Origin of the sequence: Polaribacter sp. Hel1_85, assembly GCF_000766795.1 — a bacterium.
Lineage (GTDB): Bacteria > Bacteroidota > Bacteroidia > Flavobacteriales > Flavobacteriaceae > Polaribacter.
In genome coordinates this window covers 145,854-167,647 of the sequence record NZ_JPDS01000002.1, presented here as the reverse complement: position 1 = coordinate 167,647, position 21,794 = coordinate 145,854, and the positions used below count along the sequence as shown (strand labels likewise).

The following is a 21,794-nucleotide window of genomic DNA, read 5'->3' as shown; positions in this document are numbered from 1 at the left end:
TTTATTTTTTAATCAAACCAATACTTCCTGTTTTTTCAATGATTCTACCATTTGTATCATTCAAAATTACTCTAAACCAATAAGTATTAGAAGGTAACGTTTTTCCTTGATATTTTCCATCCCAACCTTCAGAAGAAGCATCTATTTGATATAATAAAACTCCAAACCTATTATAAATTGAGACTTCCGAAATTGTATATAAACTAGAGTTAAATCCGTCAATTTTCCATACATCATTTTTTCCATCACCATTTGGAGTGAAAAATTTAGGAAATGCCAGAATTGAAAATTCGTAAGGTGTATTACCACAGCCATTATTATCTTTTACAAAGAGTGTATGTAATCCAGGTTCTATTTTATCAAAAAAGCTAGCTTCCATATAAACACCAAATTCATCATCTAGAGAATAAACATATTGACCAATACCTAAATTAGTATTAATTACTTGAATCGAATTATTATCAGAATCATCAATTAAGATTACGTCATCAATAGTAATAGTTGCAATACCAGAGTTTTTTACATCAATTTGCTGTTCTATAGATTCACCCTAAGATCTCACGATAAATGTATTTTTGATATTTGTTCATTTTTACGATTAACTTCTAGAGGTTTTCTTATTTTTGTAAATGAAGCACAATTTACAGTTTCAAAATTAAAAACCGATAAATAAAACATCAAATATGGCAACTAATATTGTAACAACTACTTGGAAAGAAAACATGCAATTTGAATCTGATAATCCTAGTGGATTAAATCTTTTTATGGATGCAGGTGAAGAAAATGGAGGTAAAGGAGAAGGTTACAGACCAAAAGCGTTAATGTTATCTTCTTTAGCTGGTTGTTCTGGACTTGATGTAGTTTCTTTATTGAAAAAAATGCATGCAGAAGTAGCAGATTTTAAAATTGAAATTACTGCAGAATTAACAGATGAACATCCAAAATTTTACAACAAAGTAAAAGTAGATTATCATTTTTCTGATGCAGAATTACAACCAAAAAAAATACAGAAAGCAGTAAATTTATCTGTAACAAAATATTGTGGAGTAATGGAAATGTTTCGTCAATTTGCTGAGGTTGAAATTGAAATTTTCTTACACGAATTATAAAATTCGAGATAATCATTCACATTTTTGTATCTTAACTTCAAAAAGTAAATTGCTATGAGATGGACGTTAAAACCGAAACCAGAAAAAGAAAAAGTACAAAAATTAGCAAAAGAACTTCAAGTTGATAAAAGTATTGCATCTATATTATGTCAAAGAAATATTGAAACTTTTGATGCTGCAAAAAAGTTTTTTAGACCGAGTTTAGATGATATTCATGATCCTTTTTTAATGAAGGACATGGATTTGGCTGTGGAAAGAATTGAAGCGGCTATTGCTAACAACGAAAATATTCTTATTTACGGAGATTATGATGTAGATGGAACTACAGCAGTTTCTTTAGTTGCTTCCTATTTAAAAACCATTTACCCAAATATAGCAACGTATATTCCAGATAGATATGCAGAAGGTTATGGAGTTTCTTATTTAGGAATTGACTTTGCCCAAGACAATGATTTTTCTTTAATTATAGCCTTAGATTGTGGTATAAAAGCAATTGAAAAAGTTGCTTATGCTACAGAAAAAAATATCGATTTTATTATTTGTGATCATCACAAACCTGGTGATGAAATTCCGAAATCAGTTGCGGTTTTAAACGCAAAAAGAGAAGATTGTAACTATCCTTTTGATGAACTTTGTGGTTGTGGAGTAGGGTTTAAGCTAATTCAAGCTTTGGGTTCTAAAAGAAACCAATCTATCAATGATTTTATCCCTTATTTAGATTTGGTTGCCACTGCAATTGCTGCAGATATTGTACCAATGAATGGCGAAAATCGAGTTTTGGCTTATTATGGTTTACAAGTAATTAACCAACAACCTAGAAACGGAATTAAAGCCATCATTCATCAATCTAAAAAATCAGAATTAACAATTACAGATGTTGTTTTTACAATTGCACCCAGAATTAATGCTGCAGGAAGAATGAAACATGGTAATTATGCTGTAGAGTTATTAACAGAAATGGATTTTGATGCAGCTGTTGAATTTGCAGCAGCTATAGAAATATTTAATGCAGATAGAAAAGATTTAGATAAGAAAATTACAGATCAAGCATTGATTCAGATTGTTGATAATGAAGAAGAAAACCGATTTTCGACCGTAGTTTTTGATGAAGATTGGCACAAAGGTGTTATTGGTATTGTGGCTTCTAGATTGATAGAAAAATATTACAGACCTACTTTAGTTTTCACCAAAAGTGGAGATAAATTAGCCGCTTCTGCACGTTCTGTAAAAGGTTTTGATGTGTATAATGCATTGCATGAATGTTCAGCATTTATAGAGCAATTTGGAGGACATAAATATGCTGCAGGTTTAACGTTGTTGCCAGAAAATTATGAAAATTTTAAAAATAAGTTTGAAGAAGTAGTTGCTAAAACTATTGATAAAAAATTATTGACTCCAGAAATTTCTATAGAAACAGAAATTGAACTTTCAGAAATTACGCCTAAGTTTTTTAGAATTATTCAGCAAATGGCACCTTTTGGGCCTATGAATATGAAGCCTGTTTTTAAATCTACTTGTGTTAGAGATAATGGTTATGGTAAAAAAGTTGGTGCAGATAAAACGCATTTAAAACTAAATGTATTTCAGGGCGATAATAAAAAAACTTTTGGAGCTATTGGTTTTGGTTTAGGTGATAAAATGGAATTTGTACAAAATGATTTTGATATTGTTTATGCTTTAGATGAAAACGAATGGAATGGGCATAAATCTGTGCAATTGGTTTTAAAAGATTTGAAATAGAATAATATTCTGACTTTTAATTATTTCTAAAAAGAGGTTTTAAAGTAGGGTGTCATTCTTCGTTCGGAATGACACTCTAGTTATTTAATTTATTGTAGAAAATCTTAAACATGCTGATCCAATAAAATCATATTTCCATCAGGATCTAGAAGTGCACTACTTGCAGGTCCAGAAGTAGTTTCATCAGCTTCTGTTTGTAATTTTACTCCTTCATTTTTTAAGTGTTTTTGTATTTCTCTAACATCATCAAAGTCATCCAACTTGTTGGCATTTTCATCCCAACCAGGGTTAAAAGTCATAATGTTGTTTTCGAACATTCCTTGAAAAAGTCCAATTAAAGCGTTACCATTTTTCATGATGAGGTAATTCTTTTCAATTTCTCCTGCAAAAACAGAAAAACCTAATTTCTCGTAAAATGCTTTTGATTTATGAATGTCTTTTACTGCTAAACTGTTAGAAAATGCACCTAATTTCATGATTGTTGTTTCTGGTTGATTTTCTAAAGTTAATAAAATTTTCAATAAAAAAACCCACTCCAAAATTAGAAGTGGGAAAATTGCTATGAAAAAGAAATGATAAGAAGTTTCTTATCATATGTCTTTAGACGTAACTTTTTAAGAAAACTTGCGTTTAATTATAAAATATTTTAAATTAATTTTCTAAAGTCAATAAAGTTGTAGGTAACTATTTGTAAATAAAAGGTTTATAGTTTTTTTTTGAATTCTGCTTTTAATTGTTTTGTTCTAACATCATCAAAAATTATCCAATTTGTGTGTACTAACTAGTATTCGATAGAAAATGCACTCATTTCTAGTTTTGGCTCTACATCATCACCTTCTGTATAAACACCAGCTTTTAAATAATAGCTGTTTTGGTAATTGTCCCAATCTGAACTTGGAGTTAAACTTTCGCTATACGTAATTCCTGCGGTTATTATTTCAAAAGTAGCAACTCCATTTTGAGTTGTAATATTTATAGAAAATTCGTTTTTTGCAGTGTATAAAGGACCTACATAAGTGCTGTAAGAAGATTTACTTTCATCTGGTGTAGTTTCTGTTGCTTTAATCTTAATGTATTTGTCATCATCTATATAAACACGAATCCAAGGTCTGTTTACACCACCTCTGTTATGAATTTGAGCTACTGTAACTCCGTTAGAAGGAATGTCTGTTAAAGTAGCAGTATATTTCATTTTCTTTAAAGTATTTAAAGAAGATTCAATTCCAGTATTTTCTTTTAATTCTGTTCTATGGCTATCTGCAGCTAAACAAGTCATTAATACATTGTCATTGTCTAAAACATCCATCCATGCTTCATTATCTACTTCACTAGCGTTAAAAGTGTCTCTATCTCCTGTGTCTTCAGAAATCCAACTTGTTTCTACAACTAATTTTCCAAAATCAACACTTTTTTCGGTTGTTACAGGTTCTTCTGTAGTTTCTGTATCATCATCAATAACAACATCTTTTTCAGTTTCATTACTAGAACAACTTAAAATGATGAAAAAGATGAAAATAAATTTAAAATAGGTCTTTAACATTTTTACTTTTATTTAAAATACTTTAAAACAAAGATACAACTCAAACGTTTATAAAGTGAAAAATTAACTTTTTAGATATGAAGGCGTTATGCTAATTATCTAAAGACAATAAAACCATTCTTAATTCCATGTAAGAAAAAGATTTATCTACTTTTTCTTTCAGTTCAGTTAAATTTTTAAATTCTACTTCTTCAATCTGATCAACAAGTTTTTTATATTTTTTAATCGGAATTAACTCTAAAATATCTACATCTCCAGTAGGAATGTAACTTGCCAAATGACTCTCTATAGTGCCTGTAGTTAAACTGCGTTCTTTGGCTATTTCTTTAACAGATAAACCAGATTTAAACAATTCTAAAGTGATTTGTTTGGTAGGTTTTTTGTCTTCTTTTTTTTGTTCGTTAAATTTATTAATTCCGTTTTCTTTGCAATATTGTTCTATAACTTCTAAGATTTCTTCTCCGTATTTTTTAACACGGATTTTTCCCATTCCAGCAACTTTTAAAAGTTCTTTTTCAGATCTTGGTAAAGCGTCGCACATTGCATACAATGTTTCTTGTGTAAAAATTTGAAAAGCTGGTATGTTTTCTGCAATTCGAATTTCATCTCGTAATTCTCGTAATTTTAAAGCCAATAAAGGGTCTTTTCTTGTAGAAAGTTTCTTCTTCTTTTTGGTAGGTTCTGTTTTTTGTAAAACAGCATTCGCTCTTACTTCTAAATAGGTTTTCACCTTAAAACCTTCTGTCATTTTATTTAATGCGAAAGTTTTTTCTTCCAATCGTTCTTGTAAGATATCAAATTGTTTAGAAAAATCTTTTTTAACTGTTTTGTTATCTGAAGAAAATGAAACCTTTGATAATGGCTGAACAATATTTGTAATAGTTTGACTTAAAAAATAATCGACTCCTTTTGTAAATCGTTCTTGAATTTGAGAACTATTTTCAGGTAGAATACTTTCTTCGGAAATTTGTGAAAGTTGTTTTTTAAATCCGTTAGAAACTTTCATTAACGCAACAACTCCATCATCTTTTATAGTTTGTAAATGATCAATTACATCACCTTTTATACTAGTTCTATTTTTATAAAAAATATCAATCATTCTAGAAACTGGATATAAAAATGGTTGATAATCTAATAATTCTGATATTAAATTCAACTGAAAATATTTTTCAGATTCATTTAAAATACTTTCATCAGGATGATTTTCTTCTACACTTTCATTAAAAACACTTACAGTACTGTCATTAATAATTGCGCTACTTGTAATTGGCGTTTTTAAAACCAAACCTTCTAAAGAAGTACATCTACTTAAAGCAACATAAGTTTGTCCGTGAGCAAAAGAAGCTTCAGCATCTATAATTGCTTTTTCGAAGGTTAAACCCTGACTTTTATGAATGGTAATTGCCCAAGCTAAACGTAAAGGAATTTGAGTAAAAGAACCAATAATGTCTTCTTTAATTTCTTTAGTTTCATCGTTGATAGAATAATTTACATTATCCCACATTTCTTTTTCTGTAACAATTTCATCTATTTCATTAGCACATTGCACTGTAACATTTTCTCTTGAAAGATTAGTTACAATTCCTATTTTTCCGTTGAAATATCTTTTTTCTGGTGATGAATCATTTTTGATAAACATCACTTGAGAACCCACTTTTAACTCTAATTTTGAATCGTTAGGATATGCGTTTTCATTAAATTTACCAGAAACTTCTGCTTCAAAAAAGTAGCTTTTATTTTTAATCTTATTCAGTTCAGAATCGTTGATTAAATTCGCCCTTTTATTGTGTGTTGTTAATGTAATGTACCCTTCATCTTTAGTAGGGGAGAAGGTAGGGTTGTAGCGTTCATTTAAAATTTTTGCAGAAGCATCAGAAAGAGTATCTGTTCTAATTTCATTTAAAATTTTGATAAAATCCTCATTTTTCTGACGATAAATATGTTTCAATTCTATAGAAACTACGTTTGCTTCTTGATATGCTTTAGAACTAAAAAAGTAAACAGTATTATAGTGTTGTTTTAATAAACTCCATTCATTTGGTCTTACAACTGGCGCTAATTGTTGCAAATCTCCAATCATTAAAACTTGTGCACCACCAAATACTTTATTTCTATTCTTATAACGACGCATTACTTGGTCTATTCCATCCAATAAATCTGCACGGACCATAGAAATTTCGTCGATAATTACTAAGTCTAACGATTTTATAATATCAATTTTAGTTTTAGAAAATTTACGTTGCTGGTTTGTATTGGCAATTTGATTTGGTAAAATAGGACCAAAAGGCATTTGAAAAAATGAATGAATAGTAACTCCTTTTGCATTAATAGCTGCAACACCTGTAGGTGCTACAATAACCATTCTTTTTAAAGATTCTTTTTTAATTTTATGTAAAAAAGTAGTTTTACCTGTACCTGCTTTTCCTGTGATAAAAAGATTTCTATCTGTTTTGTTGATAAAATTAAAGGCAAGTTCTAATTCAGGATTTTTTGGCATTGTAGCTTTTTGATGCAAGGTAAATAATTAAAAATTATTTAATAAAAAATCCCAAGCAAAAAGCAAGGGATGTATAAAATTGTTGCTAATTTATTATAAATTACTTACTAAATTCACCATCTTCTTTTATCATTTCTGATACATTAATCATTGGAACTATAAATTCATTGAATTTTGTGTTTCTTGTTTTTTCATGTAAGATACCTCTTGTTGTTCCTACAGTAATCATTGCTAAATGAGCCATAAAACCTTTAGGAATTATAATTGATTCTGAGTCTTTAAATTTATCCCAAAAACTTTTTACTACATCAAACTCACAAGAAACCTCAATAATCATAAACGGGACTTCTTTTTGCTCAAATTGAATTTTCACTAATGATAACATTGAATCACTTTCTGTATCTAAACCATATCCAAGGTTGGTTTCTACATTAAATTCATCAAGTTCAGAATTAAAAGCATCATCTATTATTGCAAATTGCAATGTGTTAATTTTGTTGAGATTAAAACCAATTTTAGTCATAATTAATTATGCTGAATAAACATTATGATTAGAAATTTTTCTGTTTTCACTGAAATTATACGAAATAACTCCATTTAAATTTCTGTAGTTTTTTACTACTGATGCTTTTGGAGTTTTATAAATAGCATCTTTTTGGGCGATAATTTCAACTTTCTTGCTGTTAAAGTTATTATTTATAATATTGATTTTTAAAGATTTTTGAATTTTTAATATGGTTTCAATATTTAATTTTTCTTCCCCTTTTAATAGCTTGCTTACATATTGAGCTGAACAATTCATTTTTTCAGATAGTTCTTTCTGGCTTGATGGGTAAGCATTATTTTTTTTATTTTCAGAAAGTAAAGACATCATCTTTACTGCAATAGAAAAAGAAACATCTAACCATTCCTTGTTTTCTTTGCGAAACTTTGCTCTTTCAATCCAAGAAGTATCTTTTATTGAATTTTGTTTAAGTCTATTTTTTATTTTATCAACACTCATTTTTGGGGTCTTTTAATTTAGTTCAGAATAAATTAAATCATCAGAATCTTCATCGATTAATTTGTTACGAGTAGACTCCAGTTTTTTTAATTCTAATAATAAATGTTCAGAAGTATTCATTGTCTTTGTTAACTTTATAGCTCCTCCGCTAATAACAAAAAAGTTAGCATCAATTCTAATTGCATAAATACGAAGCCAACTTGGTCTAACAAAACCTCTAGCTTTGTCTCGTTCATACTCTCCTATATTTCCTTTTGATAAGGGTTCAAATAAGGTAGAAAGTGTTTCGTATTTTTCTGTTTTACCTTTTTCTGCAATATACATAAGCTCATCTTCTAAAGCAATTGCATCTTCTCTAGTCTTTTTAATAGCATCTTCAATAGTTATGCCATTCCAAAAAGAATGCTTTAAGTCTTCTATATTTTTTTCGAAAAATTCTCTTAAATAAACAGGATTGTTCCATAATTCAAAACATTTTGCAAATTCGTGAAGCTCTTCCGATTCATATTGAACCGAATATAAACTGTCTTCCACTACCGCAAATGTACCAATTATTTTCATAAAATCAACCTGTAGGTTTATTTTTCCAACAAATTTAACTGATTTTTATGAAATTACTAAAATTAGTCTCTAAAATAAATAATAAGATGTTAATAATATTACAACCATATCATTAGTAATTGAAAAGTAATTATCCATTTATAACAAAAAACACCAAGCAAAACCTTTCTTTTTAATAAAAGGAAAAAGCCAACAAACAAGTTTAGCCCTGATTGAGCGGTTTGTTTGAGCTCTTTTTTAGGTGTCAGTTCGAGTAATTTTTATGACGAAGGAATAAAAATTGTATCGAGAACAAACCTAAAAAAAGCGAGTAGAGAAAGCAGGAAATAGCTTCAAACAAAAAATCCCAAGCAAAAGCTCAGGATTTTATATCTAAAAATCTAACAATCTAGATTTACATTTCTAATGCTTTTGTTGGGTTGTTATCCATCAATAATTCAACAGGATTTTCTAAAGCTTCTTTAACAGCAACTAAGAAACCAACAGATTCTCTACCATCAACAATTCTGTGATCGTAAGACAAAGCAACATACATAATTGGCTGTATTACAACTTCGCCATTTACTGCCATTGGTCTGTTTACAATGTTGTGCATTCCTAAAATTCCACTTTGAGGAGGATTTAAGATAGGAGTAGACAACATAGAACCAAATACACCACCATTTGTAATAGTAAAAGTTCCACCAGTCATTTCATCAATCGTTATTTGTCCATCTCTAGCTCTAATAGCTAAACGTTTTACTTCAGATTCTACACCTCTAAAAGATAAATCTTCAGCATTTCTAATTACAGGAACCATTAAACCTTTTGGTCCAGAAACTGCAATAGATATATCTTGAAAGTCATTCTTGATTTGGAAATCTCCATCAATCATAGAATTTACATCTGGATACAATTTTAAGGCTCTTACAACTGCTAAAGTAAAGAAAGACATAAACCCTAAACCAACTCCGTGCTTCTCTTTAAAATCTTCTTTAAATTGAGAACGTAAATCAAAAATTGGTTGCATGTTTACTTCGTTAAAAGTTGTTAACATTGCCGTTTCACTTTTTACAGCTACCAAACGTTCTGCAACTTTTCTACGTAACATAGACATTTTCTTACGAGAAGTTCCTCTAGAACCATTTGCAGGTTGCGTTCCCATAGAAGGCACTGCTTTTACAGCATCATCTTTAGTAATTCTACCATCTTTTCCTGTTCCTTTAACTGTAGAAGCAGCAATTCCTTTTTCAGCTAAAACTTTTTTAGCAGCAGGAGAAGCAGTTCCAGTTGCGTAAGTTGCTGTTTTTGGAGCCGCTTTTACTTCTTCAACTTTCTTTTCTTCTTTTGAAGCTTCAGTTGTTGTTACATTACCTTCTGGTTTAGCAGCACTTGTGTCAATTAAACAAACAACTGCACCAACTGCAACAGCATCACCTTCTTCTGCTTTTAAGGTAATAATTCCAGCTTCTTCAGCAGGTAATTCTAACGTTGCTTTGTCAGAATCTACTTCTGCAATAGCTTGGTCTTTTTCAACATAATCTCCATCTTCTACTAACCACGTTGCAATTTCTACTTCTGTAATCGATTCTCCTGGTGAAGGAACTTTCATTTCTAAAATCATCAGTTCTTGTTTTACTTTATGCTGAGTTTTTATCAGCTTTTAATTTTAATTTCTTTTTATAATTTGGGCGTTTTAACAGGCTTTCCACTATATCTTTTTTGCTTTGTCCTCGATACAAATTTGCTCATTCTTCGCAAATTCACTCGAACTGACAGCAAAAAAGGTTAAAGCTACAAAAAAGTAGCTGAACGGTGTAAATCCTTAACGCGCTTACTCATTACTAAAAACACTATCTATTACAGCTTTATGTCTTTTCTTAAATCTTGTACTAGAACCAGCTGCAGGAACTGCATAATATTTACGAGAACGTACATTTAATTTTACCAATTCTAAACGTTCTAACATAAAGCTCCAAGCACCCATATTTCTTGGCTCTTCTTGTGCCCAAATGTATTCTGTAACATTCGGGTATCTATCTATAACTTTTTGAATTTTCTCTAAATGTAAAGGGAATAATTGCTCTATTCTAACCAAAGCAATATCTTCTCTGTTTAGGTTTTCTCTTTCTTCTAGTAAATCATAATAGAATTTACCCATACAGAAAACTAATTTTTTAACGCCACTTGGGTTTAAAGTATCATCTATTACTTCTTGGAATTCTCCCGTTGCTAAATCTTCAATAGAATTTACAGCTTTTGGATGACGTAATAAACTCTTAGGTGTAAATACAATTAAAGGTTTTCTATAGTTACGTTTCATTTGTCTACGTAACAAATGATAGAAATTTGCAGGTGTTGTACAGTTTGCAACTGTCATGTTATCAATAGCACATAATTGTAAATAACGTTCTATTCTTGCAGATGAATGCTCAGAACCTTGTCCTTCATATCCATGAGGTAATAAAACAACTATTCCGTTTTGTAATTTCCATTTATCTTCTGCAGCAGAAATATATTGATCAAACATTATTTGAGCTCCGTTAGAAAAATCTCCAAATTGAGCTTCCCAAATTGTTAAGGTATTAGGGTTTGCCATAGCATAACCATAATCAAAACCAAGAACACCATATTCAGATAATAACGAGTTATAAATCGTCATTTGTCCTTTATTATTTGGGTTTGTATTTAATAAGTTTATTCTTTCTTCTGTAATTTCATCACGTAAAATAGCATGTCTGTGAGAAAAAGTACCTCTTTCTACATCTTGCCCAGAAATACGAACATTATAACCTTCTTCCATTAAAGAACCATAAGCAAGGTTTTCTGCCATTCCCCAATCTAATTGATTGGTTTCAAAAGCCATTTTTGTTCTACCATTTAAAATACGTTCTGCTTTTCTTACAAATTTTACATTTTCGGGTACGGTAGAAACTACTTTTGCAATACCTTTTAATTTCTCAATATCATATTTTGTGTCTTCAGCAAGTAACATGGTATCTAATTGCTGACGTTCATAGCCTTTCCAAGTAGATTCCATAAATTCTCTAACCTTAGATGTATTTACTTTTTTAGCTTCATCAAATTCTTTTTCAAGCATTTGTTTAAACTCAGTAGTAATTTGATTTAAGTAAGAATTATCTATAGAATTTTCAGCAATTAATTGTGCTGCATAAATGTCTTTTGGATTCTGATGTTTAGAAATTGCTTTGTATAGTTTTGGTTGGGTAAAACGAGGTTCATCACCTTCATTATGACCGTATTTTCTGTATCCTAATAAATCAATAAATACATCAGATTCAAATCGCATTCTAAATTCTAATGCAATTTCCATTGCATGACAAACAGCTTCAGTATCATCTGCATTTACGTGTAAAACCGGAGATAAAGTTACTTTACCAACATCGGTACAATAGGTACTAGAACGTGCATCTAAATAATTCGTTGTAAAACCTATTTGGTTGTTTACAACTATGTGTATAGTTCCACCCGTTTTATAACCATTTAATTTGGCCATTTGTACTATTTCATAAGCAATACCTTGGCCAGCTATTGCTGCATCTCCATGAATTACTATTGGTAATATCTTACTAGAATCACCATTGTATTTTCTGTCTATTTTTGCTCTTGTAATTCCTTCTGCAACAGAAGCAACCGTTTCTAAATGTGATGGATTTGGAACCAAGTTCATTTTAATTTCATTACCATCTCTATAAGTTTTACTTAATGTTAAACCTAAATGGTACTTTACATCTCCATCTATATTTTGGTCTTCGAAATCTTTTCCTTCAAATTCACTAAATAAATCCCTTACTGGTTTTTTAAAAATGTTTACTAATGTGTTTAAACGACCTCTGTGTGCCATTCCCAAAACACATTCTTTTACACCAAATTTTTCTGCAGCATCTCTAAGTACAACACTAATACCTGGTATTAAAGCCTCACCACCTTCTAAAGAAAAACGTTTTTGACCAACATATTTTGTTTGTAAAAAACTTTCAAAAGTTACAGCTTGATTTAATTTACCTAAAATATATTTTTTAGCTTCGCCAGTGTATTTTGGATGATTGTCATTTTCATTAATGCGATCTTGCCACCATTTTAATTTCTCTGGATTACGCATGTACATATATTCTACACCAATAGAATCACAATAAATACTTTTTAAATGTGTAAGTATTTTAGAAAGTTTAGTTTTTCCTAAACCTAATATTTCACCTGCTGAAAATTCGATATCTAAATCGTTTTCGGACAAGCCAAAATTTTCGATATCTAAATTAGGTTCATATTGTCTTCTTTCCCTTACCGGATTTGTTTTTGTAAATAAATGTCCACGAGTTCTGTATCCATTAATTAAATCTACTACTAAAAATTCTTTACGAACTTCTAGAGGGATTTCTACTGAAGAATCATCATCTTTTAAAGAATAATTTTCATTTGCTAAATCATACCCTTGGAAAAAGCTTCTCCAACTTGGTTCTACGGCATCTGGGTTTACCAAATATTTATCATATAAATCAGCTATAAAGCCTGTATGTGCTGCGTTTAAAAACGAAAATTTATCCATATTATAATTGTTGCTTTTTTAATAAGCTATCTAGACGAACAAAAATACGATATTTGTCATAAAGCGTAATTTATTTCATAAGTTTTATACAAATAATTTTTTTTGTTTTTTTTAATTTTTTTTAAAAAAGTGTTTGTCTATGTTATAAAAAGATATATATTTGCACTCGCTAATCGCAATTTATGCGAAGCAAACTCCTTCTTAGCTCAGTTGGTTAGAGCATCTGACTGTTAATCAGAGGGTCCTAGGTTCGAGTCCTAGAGAGGGAGCAAAAAAAGCCTTATCATTTATGATAAGGCTTTTTTATTTACAAAAAACTCACTTTTAATGTTAACATATCTGATTTCGAATAGTATAGATTTTTCTTCTTTTTAAATACTTAGTTTTATATTGGATTGTTGTATTTTAATTATTTATATAATTAGCATAAAAAAACCTCTTTGTAATTTCTTACAAAGAGGTTTTTATAATTTGCTGGGGTCTTAATTTAGATACCTAAAGCTTGTCCACCACCAATTTGGATAGTTTCTGCTGTAATAAAAGCAGCATCTTTACTAGCTAAGAAAGAAACAACAGAAGCAACTTCTTCTGGTTGACCTAATCTACCTAACATGATGTTGTTAGCCCAAGAAGCAAAAACTTCTGGTTTAGTAGCTTTTATTTGTGCGTGGAAAGGGGTATCAATTGTACCAGGAGATACTGCATTTACTCTAATTCCATACTCAGCTAAATCTTTTGCTAAAGCTCTAGTAATTGCATGTACTCCTGCTTTCGAAGTTCCATAAATACCAGCACCTGGTCCACCTGCATTCCATCCAGCATTAGACGTATAATTAATTATGGTAGGGTTTTCACCTTTCTTTAAGAAAGGAATTGCAGCTCTTGAAGCAAAAAATACAGAATCAAGGTTTAAAGCCATAACAAATCTATAAAATTCAGTTGTCATTTCTTCAAATCTAGATCTACCACCTAATCCACCTGCATTATTTACAAGCACATCTATTTTACCATATTTCTCACCAATTGCTTTTATATTAGAAGTTACTGCGTCATCGCTAGTAACATCAAATCCAAAATACTCTGCAGTAATTCCTTCTTCAGTAAGTTCTTTTACTCTTTGAGCTCCTGCTTCATCTTCAATACCATTTAATACTACAGTATATCCATCTTGTCCTAATCTTTTTGCTACTTGGAATCCTATTCCTCCTGTAGCACCTGTAATAACAGCTACTTTTTTACTCATCTTTATATAATTTTTAATATAATTCGTTAATAATTAATTTATTTCTTTGATTTTAAAGCCTCAATTTTTGGAATCAAAATCCATACACTTGCCATAGTAATTATAGCTAATGCAGCACCAATAATAAATGCAGGTGTATAATTACCACCAGAAGTTAACCAAGGCACCAAAGCAGTTAATCCAAATGCTCCTAATTTTGCAGCCATACCTGCAAATCCAGATAGTGTACCTACAGTTTTTCCTCCAAATAAATCACTTGGCAAGGTTTGCACATTTCCAATTGCTGTTTGGAAGCCAAATAAAATAACTGCCATTAATATCACAGCTGTTTCAGGCCCTCCAGGATCTGCCATTGCTAGTAAAGCAGGTAACATAATTAAACACCCTAGAGTAATCACCATCTTACGCGTTTTGTTAACTGTCCAACCTGTTTTAATTCGATTTTGTGCTAATAGTCCTCCAAACCATGCTCCTAACATTGCTCCTACATAAGGTACCCAAGCATAAAATCCAATTGATTTAACATCCATACCATAAACCTCGTTTAAGTAAATTGGAATCCAAAAAATAAACAACCACCAAATAGGATCTAGAGCAGCAGATGCAATAATAACTCCCCAACTTTCTTTATGTTTTAACATCTTTCCAGTTTCTGGATTATAACCTTCATCAAATTCACCATCATCATCTTCATCCTGGTTTTTTTGTCCAGTTAATATGTATGTGCGTTCTTCATCTGTAATCCAAGGGTGTTTTTTTGGTGGTGATTTTACTAAAATCCACCAAGGAATAAGCCATACTAGACCTGTTACACCTACCAATATAAAAATCGATTGCCAGTCGAAATAAACAGATAGTAATCCAATTGCAGGGAAAGCTATAATACCTCCAATAGCAGCACCTGAATTGAAAAGACCTTGTGCAAATGCTCGCTCCTTAGTTGGAAACCATTCTGCATTAGCTTTAGCAGCTCCTGGCCAGTTACCAGCTTCAGAAATACCTAATAAAGAACGGAAAATACTTAATGTAAATATTCCTCTTGCAAAAGCATGTAAAGCTGTTGCTATAGACCAAAAACCTATTGATAATGTAAAACCTATTCTTGTTCCAAGTTTGTCGAAAATTTTCCCAAAAATTGCTTGTCCAAATGCATAAGAAAATATGAATATTGTTGAGATAAATGCATAAATTTCTTTTCTTTGATCAGATGTTTTATCTGGATATAAGTCCTGAGCAATATCTGGCCAAAGAACAGGTAAAGCTTGTCTGTCAATATAGTTAATAACAGTAGCTAAAGCTATCAAAGCTATTACCCACCATCTTAATCCTTTTATCTTCATATTATTTGGTTTTTATGTGTTTAATTTTAATTATATAATTGTTATTATCTCAATAAGAAGTTTTAAATTAAATATCTAATCTAAAAGGCTTCTAATAAACCAACTTCAAAATTAATATTATACTTAATTCTTAAAGTTATAAATGTTTTATATAATTTTTAAAAAGAATTGGTTTACCAAATTGGTTTACCAAAGATATGTTTTTTTATTAAAATAAAAAGGTAGTTTGTTGATTATTTATAAATCACTGAATATGTGTGATTTGATTTCTTTAAATAGCGATTTATATGTCTTGCTATTCTAAAAAAAGGAAATAATATCCCTGGTTTTTAACATATAAAGAATTAATTATAAAATTAATGAAGTGATTTTATAATAATTATTTTGAAATTGTAGTAAGAGTTACTAAACTGATATTAATATTTTAATGAAGTGTCAAAAGTAGATGTATAACCTAAATTATCTAGCTTTTTTTTGTTAAGCTTATTTTATAGTTAGATATAATTTTTTTGGTATTATATTTATTCTAAATTATAGCAATAATTGTAAAGCTCTTTAAAATGCTCTTTCATCTTTTGTTTTGCTAATTGTGGATTTTTATCTTTTATTGCATCAAAAATAGCTTGGTGATCAGTTATTCCTCTTTTGGATAAACCTGCATCACAGACATGGTGTTTTTGGAAATTTGTAATTATTTCTGGAGTAATAATTAGCATAAAAGTATTCATTGTACTATTTCCACTAGCTTTTGCTATTGCTAAGTGAAATAATAAATCTTCTTGTACTGCATCTTCTCCATTTTCTACCTTTTTTTTATAGGCAAGAAGCGCTTCATTCATTTTAAATAAATCGTCTTCAGTTCTTCTTATAGCAGCTAATCTCGCTGTTTTTAATTCTAATAAAATTCTTGTTTCTACTAAAGATTTAAATTCTGGTTCATCTAGTCTTAAAATATCTTCAATCATACCATTCATTGCAATAACACCAATGTTTGCAACGAAAGTTCCACTTTGCGGAATTGATTTTAATAAACCATAAAACTCTAGTTTTTGAATTGCCTCTCTAACATTACTTCTTGATACTTCAAACTTATCAGATAACATTCTTTCTGATGGTAGTTTATCACCTGGTTCTAAGTTTTTCAAAATTATTAAATCTCTAATTTTAGATATAATCTCTTTTTGAATATTAGAATTGTCAGATTTTGTAAGTATCTCTAATTTCATGGTTTATGGTGTTATTTAATCAATGGCAAATATAAAACTTTATTTAATAGTTAAATTAATAGATTACACACATTTTATATTTATTTACATTAATAATGTGTATAATCTATTTTTATTCAATATTTGATCTGTGTACAATATATAAATTGGTTTATATAAGTTTAAATTCACTAAATTTTAAACTCATTAACATTTCATTTTTAAAATAGCTCACTATTTATTTTTTCAACTTCATGAAATAATCGAATATTTCTGGAACATTTCCGTTACCCATGTCAGCAGATACTGCATCTTTAAGGTTACTCGAAGTAGCTTCTGCTATTTTTGAAGTTGTACCAAGGTCATTCATCATTTGTACAAAATATCCTAAATCTTTATTAGCATTATTGATAGAGAAACCTAGATCACTCACATTGTCTACAGCATAATGTTTACAGAATTTCATAAACGGGGAGTTTGAAGGTCCAGAAGACATAATATCATATAATTGTTGCGTATCTACACCTGCTAATTTCGCTGCAGCGAAAGCTTGAGACATAGCAACAACAGTTGTCATACCCATAAAGTTATTGATTAACTTAGTTGTATGACCCGCACCAAGAGCTCCTAAATAAAATACATTTTCACCTTGTTCATCAAGAACTGGTTTCACTTTTTCGAAAGTGTCTTTATCACCTGCTGCCATAATATTAAGCAGTCCGTCTTTTGCATGCGCTGGTGTACGTCCAAGTGGCGCATCAATCATACCAGCACCTTTTTCTGCAAGGGCTTTACCTATTTTTATTGTAGATGCAGGAATAGAAGTTCCGAAATCAATCAAAACAGCACCTTCTTTAATACCAGCAAGGATACCTTCTTCACCATAAACAATCTTTTCAACAACAGCTGAAGTTGTAAGACAGAACATAATGATATCGCTTTTTGCAGCTAATTCTTTTGGAGAGCTAGCTTCTGTAGCATTACCACGAGCCATCACTTTTGCAACTTCATCTTTATTAAGATCCATTACTGTTAGCTCAAAACCTCTTTTTTGTAGATTTTCAACCATGTTTCCACCCATAAGGCCAAGTCCGATAAATCCGATAGTAGGTTTTTTCATATTTAACTTATTTATTTAATAATTAATGTTATAAGATGTATGCACTTTATTAAAATTATATTGCTTTAACAATATGTGTGCATTCTATATTTTTTGTATTCGATTTAGTTGTTGATTTACAAAACACCAAAAAGATAAATGAAGAAGTTTCTTCTTCTTTTTTTTAATCAACTTTTACAATAGATTTAGTAACGCTGCTGCTATCTTGTGCATAACAGATAGCGTTACCAAATAGAAATGTTGATATTATTAGGCTTAAACAAAACCTTTTAATTTATTAATGTTTTTTTAAAAACCTTTGGTTGCAATACTAAAATCATCTAAGTTTATTTCGCCTGCTGTACTTAAATCAGGAACAAAGTATAAGATAACCCATTGTTGATTTACACTAGTTAATATATCGTCATCTTGCTTATCTACAGCACTCTGATCAAATGAAAAAACAGTAGTAGGATTAAACTCAAAAATAGCTTCATCCCAAGCTCCAGATTCAGAAGCAAATACTTTTTTAGCTATTATGTTATTAGTTAAAATTACAGTTTCATCTGCAGGGATGTATGGAAGTACATAAAAAGTACCGACTAAATCTCCATTATTTGCATTTTTGTTCTTTACGTATGCTGTAATTGTATAATCAACGTCCTTTTCTATATTTATAGGCTGATAAGCTCTTTTACTTGCCTTGTCAAGTTTTAAAGAACCAGGTGTTAAATTTGAAGTACCAGATGTAGATCCTTTATCTGAACCACCTTCTAAAGCCTGAACCACACTTTCTAATGCTATATTATCCCAAAAATCATAATCACTACTATTATCTGGGTTTACAGCCCAAGGATTTTGTATATTGCCTCCCCAATTATCCTTGTTAAAATCTCCAGCAATTATTGTTGCTTCGAAGGTTCCTGCTCCAGGTTCTGCAACAACTACTTCGGTGTTAATAGTATCTTCATTTCCAAAAGTATCTGTTACAACTAAAGAAACAGCATATGTTCCAAAATTTGGATATATATAAGTAGGGTTTTCTTCTGTTGATGTACCTAAACCGTCTCCAAAATCCCAAGAATAGCTTACAGCAGCTATAGAATTATTTTGAAAAGTAACTGTTTTATTCGTTAAATCTGAAACTTCAAAATCTGCTTTTACAAATGTTAATACTTTACTGGTTTGATTAGTAACATTTGATGCTGTATTTCTTGCATTTAAAACTATAGTTGCAGTTTCTACACTATTTGAAAAGGTAAATACGGTATCTTTTGCAAAAGATTCAAATGCATTGTCATCATCAAAATTCCAGCTATAAGTGTCTGCATTTTGTGAATTATTAGTAAAAGTTACTAATTTATCTTGAATAGTAAATTCAAAACTAGCAACAGGAACTACGATAGATTCTATAAATTCTTTATCAAATTGGTCAAACCTACTTTCTTCACAAGATGTAATTATGCTAAAAATAGCAATCGTTAGAACAATTAAAAACTTACTTTTAAATTTTATATTTTTCATTATTAATTATTGATGTTAATATTTATAATACTTCTATTGAAATATCATCTACTTGTACTTCAACTCTGGCCTTAGAATCCATATATATAGCTACAGTTTCTAAGTCTCCTGAATTAAAAATAACAGAAATTTTTACAAAATCATCACCAGGAGCCTTGGTTGTCGATTCTAAAATTGCTGCTTCCCATGTTGCAAGATCATAACTATCAAAAGTTTGATTTAATATTGATAATCTAAATTCATCAGCTTCTGGGGCAGATCCTGTGGTATTGCTACCTACTTTGATCCATGCCGTTAATCTATAATTTACATTTGGTGTTACTATTATTTCTTGATATGCCTGACGGTTACTTCCACCATCTTCAAATTTTGCAGAATATGTACCTGTTCTTACTCTACTACCTGTACTTCTTCCAAATACGTTTAACCCAGAAATTCTCTTGATGGTATTTGAAGAATTATTTCTTCCCCAGAAGTTTCTTCCATCAAAACCATTATCGCCATCTTCAAATCCTCCACCCAATATTTCTGGCACAGGAATAATTGGTTCTGTAGGCTCAATAACGTTAACAATTTGAACTAGTTCTTCTGAAGATGTAGGTCTGTCATCTGTAGCAATTAAACCTACAGAAAACTCACCTTCTCCAGAAAATTTTACTTCTATATTTGCATCTGTTAAGCTAGCTGTATTATCAACTAAAACTGCGTCATCTGGAATTGACCAAATTTGACCTGTAGAACTTTTAGATTCGTTTATAAAAAGAAAAATAGTAAAATCTACAATGTCTTGCTGAAATGAAAAATTTGCTTCTGGTGGGGTTAAATCTGCTACCTGTCCAACTTCTGGATAATTATCTGGGTCTAAATTTTCTTGAACACACGAGCTTAAAAACAAACTCAGAAAAAATATACTTAATATGCCTATGTTATTTTTAAAATATCTCATTTTTTTATTTTTATTTGTAGAAACCATTTGAATTATCTATTTCTCTTTGAGGAGTTCCTAAATAGATGTCGTTTGGATTAAAGAACAATCCTGCTTCATCTGAATGCGCTTGCAAAACATCATTAGCAACACCAAATCTTACCAAATCAAAAAATCGTTGATTTTCGAATACAAATTCCATTCTTCGTTCAGCAAGTAATGCCTCACGTGATAAAGATTCTGTTGCCGCATCTAATGTAGCTACACCCGCACGTACTTTTATTTTATTATACGCTGCTATAGCTGCAGCATTATCTGTTGACTGTGTATCACCTATTATTGCTTCGCAATATAACAGTAAAACATCTGCATATCTTAAAACAATCCAGTCATTTCCAGAACCCTCTCCATTATCAGGAATCCACTTATTGTTAAAAGTACGATCATCGAAAAAGGTGTCTTCTACAATGGTAGTAGGGAATCTAACTGGTTCTAAAACTATAGTCATTAATGTTTCTAAATTTGCGGTAGCAAGGTTAGATCCATTTGATTGACCATTTTCAGTCATATCAAAACTCCATCTTTCTCCTTCAGATTGAACTTGGTCTTCAGTTTCACTATCACTAGTTACTGGATTTCCACTAGATTGTGTATAAGGTACTTTAAAAATAATTTCTTCATTATTTTCATCACCGCCATCTCCTCTTGCAAAAATATCATCAAAATTATTTGTAAGTTTATATCCAAATTCGTTAGTATCAACAACCAAAGGTGATAAAAGTGTTTGCGCTCCAATATAATCAGGAGATGGTTGGCTTAAAAGAGATTTTGCCAATAATATTATTGCAGCACCTTGAGTAGCTCTTGTTTTAGAATTATTAGTTACTTCTAATAAGCTTCTTGCCATTTCAAAATCTGCGTTAATCTTTTCATAGGTTGTAGCCTCTGCTAATTGCGGATAATTTGTAAAATTATCAGCGGTTAATACGCCATCTACATAAGGTATGTCTCTGAAGATTCTAACCAAATTAAAATGCGAAAGTGCTCTTAAAAAATAAGCTTCTCCTAAAACACTTTTGTCAGCACCTGGAAGCGCTAAAAAGTTTTCTCTATTATCTAAAACTAAATTCGTTTGATAAATAACCTTATAATTATTAGACCAGTAGTTAAAAACTTCAACATTATCTTCTGTGATACTAAAATTATCATACGTTGCAAGACTACCAAACTGAGCACCAACGGTTGCATTATCTGACCTTATCTCTGTTAGCAAGTACTCATTTGTTGGTATTTTTTGATATGCGTCATAAGCACCAATTAAAATTTGCTCAAATCCAGTAGTTGATGTTAAAAGGTCTTCAACTGTTACATCGTTTGGACTACTTAATGAAAGCGTATCACTTGAACAAGAATAAAAACCTGTTGTTATAATTGCTATTAAAATTATATATTTTTTCATTAT

At 30.4% G+C, this 21,794-nt stretch carries 18 protein-coding genes and 1 tRNA gene; 3 read left to right on the top strand and 16 right to left on the bottom strand.

The features are described 5' to 3' along the window. Window position 1 precedes the first annotated feature (1 nt). Window positions 2–379, bottom strand: a complete 378-nt coding sequence (locus PHEL85_RS07935; RefSeq protein WP_036823637.1) for a T9SS type B sorting domain-containing protein — start codon at window positions 377–379, stop codon at window positions 2–4. Window positions 380–683: 304 nt separating this feature from the next. Between PHEL85_RS07935 and PHEL85_RS07930 the strand changes: the two genes are divergently transcribed. Together PHEL85_RS07930 and recJ are read left to right on the top strand one after the other, a co-directional pair. Then, complete coding sequence (locus PHEL85_RS07930) at window positions 684–1,109, top strand: OsmC family protein (protein WP_036823634.1); 426 nt, start codon at window positions 684–686, stop codon at window positions 1,107–1,109. Between the two features lie 54 nt (window positions 1,110–1,163). After that, on the top strand, window positions 1,164–2,849 hold the full coding sequence (gene recJ, locus PHEL85_RS07925) for a single-stranded-DNA-specific exonuclease RecJ (protein WP_036823631.1): 1,686 nt from the start codon (window positions 1,164–1,166) through the stop codon (window positions 2,847–2,849). A gap of 104 nt (window positions 2,850–2,953) precedes the next feature. Here the strand turns inward: recJ and PHEL85_RS07920 are convergent, their stop codons facing one another. From PHEL85_RS07920 to PHEL85_RS07885, 8 genes are all read right to left on the bottom strand, one after another. Then, window positions 2,954–3,325, bottom strand: coding sequence for a VOC family protein (locus PHEL85_RS07920; protein WP_036826039.1), 372 nt, complete (start codon window positions 3,323–3,325; stop codon window positions 2,954–2,956). Window positions 3,326–3,630: 305 nt separating this feature from the next. Continuing rightward, on the bottom strand, window positions 3,631–4,389 hold the full coding sequence (locus tag PHEL85_RS07915) for a polysaccharide lyase family 7 protein (RefSeq protein ID WP_036823629.1): 759 nt from the start codon (window positions 4,387–4,389) through the stop codon (window positions 3,631–3,633). 91 nt (window positions 4,390–4,480) lie between these two features. Then, window positions 4,481–6,886: a helix-turn-helix domain-containing protein gene (locus tag PHEL85_RS07910; RefSeq protein ID WP_036826036.1), complete on the bottom strand. Its 2,406-nt coding sequence runs from the start codon at window positions 6,884–6,886 to the stop codon at window positions 4,481–4,483. 100 nt (window positions 6,887–6,986) lie between these two features. Next, on the bottom strand, window positions 6,987–7,409 hold the full coding sequence (locus PHEL85_RS07905) for a hypothetical protein (RefSeq protein ID WP_036823626.1): 423 nt from the start codon (window positions 7,407–7,409) through the stop codon (window positions 6,987–6,989). 6 nt (window positions 7,410–7,415) lie between these two features. Further along, entirely contained in the window at window positions 7,416–7,889 is a 474-nt protein-coding gene (locus PHEL85_RS17325; protein ID WP_052108501.1) for a helix-turn-helix domain-containing protein, read from the bottom strand. A 12-nt stretch (window positions 7,890–7,901) separates the two neighbouring features. Then, complete coding sequence (locus PHEL85_RS07895) at window positions 7,902–8,450, bottom strand: hypothetical protein (RefSeq protein WP_036823623.1); 549 nt, start codon at window positions 8,448–8,450, stop codon at window positions 7,902–7,904. Window positions 8,451–8,844: 394 nt separating this feature from the next. After that, window positions 8,845–10,053: a 2-oxoglutarate dehydrogenase complex dihydrolipoyllysine-residue succinyltransferase gene (gene odhB, locus PHEL85_RS07890; RefSeq protein ID WP_200882337.1), complete on the bottom strand. Its 1,209-nt coding sequence runs from the start codon at window positions 10,051–10,053 to the stop codon at window positions 8,845–8,847. A 210-nt stretch (window positions 10,054–10,263) separates the two neighbouring features. Beyond that, window positions 10,264–12,996, bottom strand: a complete 2,733-nt coding sequence (locus tag PHEL85_RS07885; RefSeq protein WP_036823617.1) for a 2-oxoglutarate dehydrogenase E1 component — start codon at window positions 12,994–12,996, stop codon at window positions 10,264–10,266. A 195-nt stretch (window positions 12,997–13,191) separates the two neighbouring features. On the opposite strand from PHEL85_RS07885, the gene PHEL85_RS07880 reads away from it, so the two are divergent. After that, window positions 13,192–13,265, top strand: a tRNA-Asn gene (locus PHEL85_RS07880). Window positions 13,266–13,483: 218 nt separating this feature from the next. On the opposite strand, the gene PHEL85_RS07875 is transcribed toward PHEL85_RS07880, so the two are convergent. The 7 genes from PHEL85_RS07875 to PHEL85_RS07845 form a co-directional block, all read right to left on the bottom strand. After that, complete coding sequence (locus PHEL85_RS07875; protein ID WP_036823614.1) at window positions 13,484–14,239, bottom strand: SDR family NAD(P)-dependent oxidoreductase; 756 nt, start codon at window positions 14,237–14,239, stop codon at window positions 13,484–13,486. Window positions 14,240–14,277: 38 nt separating this feature from the next. After that, complete coding sequence (locus PHEL85_RS07870; RefSeq protein ID WP_036823609.1) at window positions 14,278–15,579, bottom strand: MFS transporter; 1,302 nt, start codon at window positions 15,577–15,579, stop codon at window positions 14,278–14,280. Window positions 15,580–16,100: 521 nt separating this feature from the next. After that, entirely contained in the window at window positions 16,101–16,805 is a 705-nt protein-coding gene (locus PHEL85_RS07865) for a FadR/GntR family transcriptional regulator (protein ID WP_036823604.1), read from the bottom strand. A gap of 217 nt (window positions 16,806–17,022) precedes the next feature. Continuing rightward, window positions 17,023–17,904, bottom strand: coding sequence for an NAD(P)-dependent oxidoreductase (locus PHEL85_RS07860; protein WP_036823601.1), 882 nt, complete (start codon window positions 17,902–17,904; stop codon window positions 17,023–17,025). 288 nt (window positions 17,905–18,192) lie between these two features. Continuing rightward, window positions 18,193–19,407, bottom strand: coding sequence for a PKD domain-containing protein (locus PHEL85_RS07855; RefSeq protein ID WP_036823599.1), 1,215 nt, complete (start codon window positions 19,405–19,407; stop codon window positions 18,193–18,195). 22 nt (window positions 19,408–19,429) lie between these two features. Further along, entirely contained in the window at window positions 19,430–20,353 is a 924-nt protein-coding gene (locus PHEL85_RS07850; RefSeq protein WP_156109144.1) for a hypothetical protein, read from the bottom strand. A gap of 10 nt (window positions 20,354–20,363) precedes the next feature. After that, window positions 20,364–21,791 (bottom strand): RagB/SusD family nutrient uptake outer membrane protein, encoded by a 1,428-nt coding sequence (locus PHEL85_RS07845; RefSeq protein ID WP_036826030.1) that lies wholly within the window; start codon window positions 21,789–21,791, stop codon window positions 20,364–20,366. Window positions 21,792–21,794: the final 3 nt, after the last annotated feature.

Excerpts from the sequence above, each read along its gene's own strand:
- PHEL85_RS07935 (WP_036823637.1), bottom strand. The coding sequence starts at position 379 with ATGGAAGCTAGCTTTTTTGATAAAATAGAACCTGGATTACATACACTC.
- PHEL85_RS07930 (WP_036823634.1), top strand. The coding sequence starts at position 684 with ATGGCAACTAATATTGTAACAACTACTTGGAAAGAAAACATGCAATTT.
- recJ (WP_036823631.1), top strand. The coding sequence starts at position 1,164 with ATGAGATGGACGTTAAAACCGAAACCAGAAAAAGAAAAAGTACAAAAA.
- PHEL85_RS07920 (WP_036826039.1), bottom strand. The coding sequence starts at position 3,325 with ATGAAATTAGGTGCATTTTCTAACAGTTTAGCAGTAAAAGACATTCAT.
- PHEL85_RS07915 (WP_036823629.1), bottom strand. The coding sequence starts at position 4,389 with ATGTTAAAGACCTATTTTAAATTTATTTTCATCTTTTTCATCATTTTA.
- PHEL85_RS07910 (WP_036826036.1), bottom strand. The coding sequence starts at position 6,886 with ATGCCAAAAAATCCTGAATTAGAACTTGCCTTTAATTTTATCAACAAA.
- PHEL85_RS07905 (WP_036823626.1), bottom strand. The coding sequence starts at position 7,409 with ATGACTAAAATTGGTTTTAATCTCAACAAAATTAACACATTGCAATTT.
- PHEL85_RS17325 (WP_052108501.1), bottom strand. The coding sequence starts at position 7,889 with ATGAGTGTTGATAAAATAAAAAATAGACTTAAACAAAATTCAATAAAA.
- PHEL85_RS07895 (WP_036823623.1), bottom strand. The coding sequence starts at position 8,450 with ATGAAAATAATTGGTACATTTGCGGTAGTGGAAGACAGTTTATATTCG.
- odhB (WP_200882337.1), bottom strand. The coding sequence starts at position 10,053 with ATGATTTTAGAAATGAAAGTTCCTTCACCAGGAGAATCGATTACAGAA.
- PHEL85_RS07885 (WP_036823617.1), bottom strand. The coding sequence starts at position 12,996 with ATGGATAAATTTTCGTTTTTAAACGCAGCACATACAGGCTTTATAGCT.
- PHEL85_RS07875 (WP_036823614.1), bottom strand. The coding sequence starts at position 14,239 with ATGAGTAAAAAAGTAGCTGTTATTACAGGTGCTACAGGAGGAATAGGA.
- PHEL85_RS07870 (WP_036823609.1), bottom strand. The coding sequence starts at position 15,579 with ATGAAGATAAAAGGATTAAGATGGTGGGTAATAGCTTTGATAGCTTTA.
- PHEL85_RS07865 (WP_036823604.1), bottom strand. The coding sequence starts at position 16,805 with ATGAAATTAGAGATACTTACAAAATCTGACAATTCTAATATTCAAAAA.
- PHEL85_RS07860 (WP_036823601.1), bottom strand. The coding sequence starts at position 17,904 with ATGAAAAAACCTACTATCGGATTTATCGGACTTGGCCTTATGGGTGGA.
- PHEL85_RS07855 (WP_036823599.1), bottom strand. The coding sequence starts at position 19,407 with ATGAAAAATATAAAATTTAAAAGTAAGTTTTTAATTGTTCTAACGATT.
- PHEL85_RS07850 (WP_156109144.1), bottom strand. The coding sequence starts at position 20,353 with ATGAGATATTTTAAAAATAACATAGGCATATTAAGTATATTTTTTCTG.
- PHEL85_RS07845 (WP_036826030.1), bottom strand. The coding sequence starts at position 21,791 with ATGAAAAAATATATAATTTTAATAGCAATTATAACAACAGGTTTTTAT.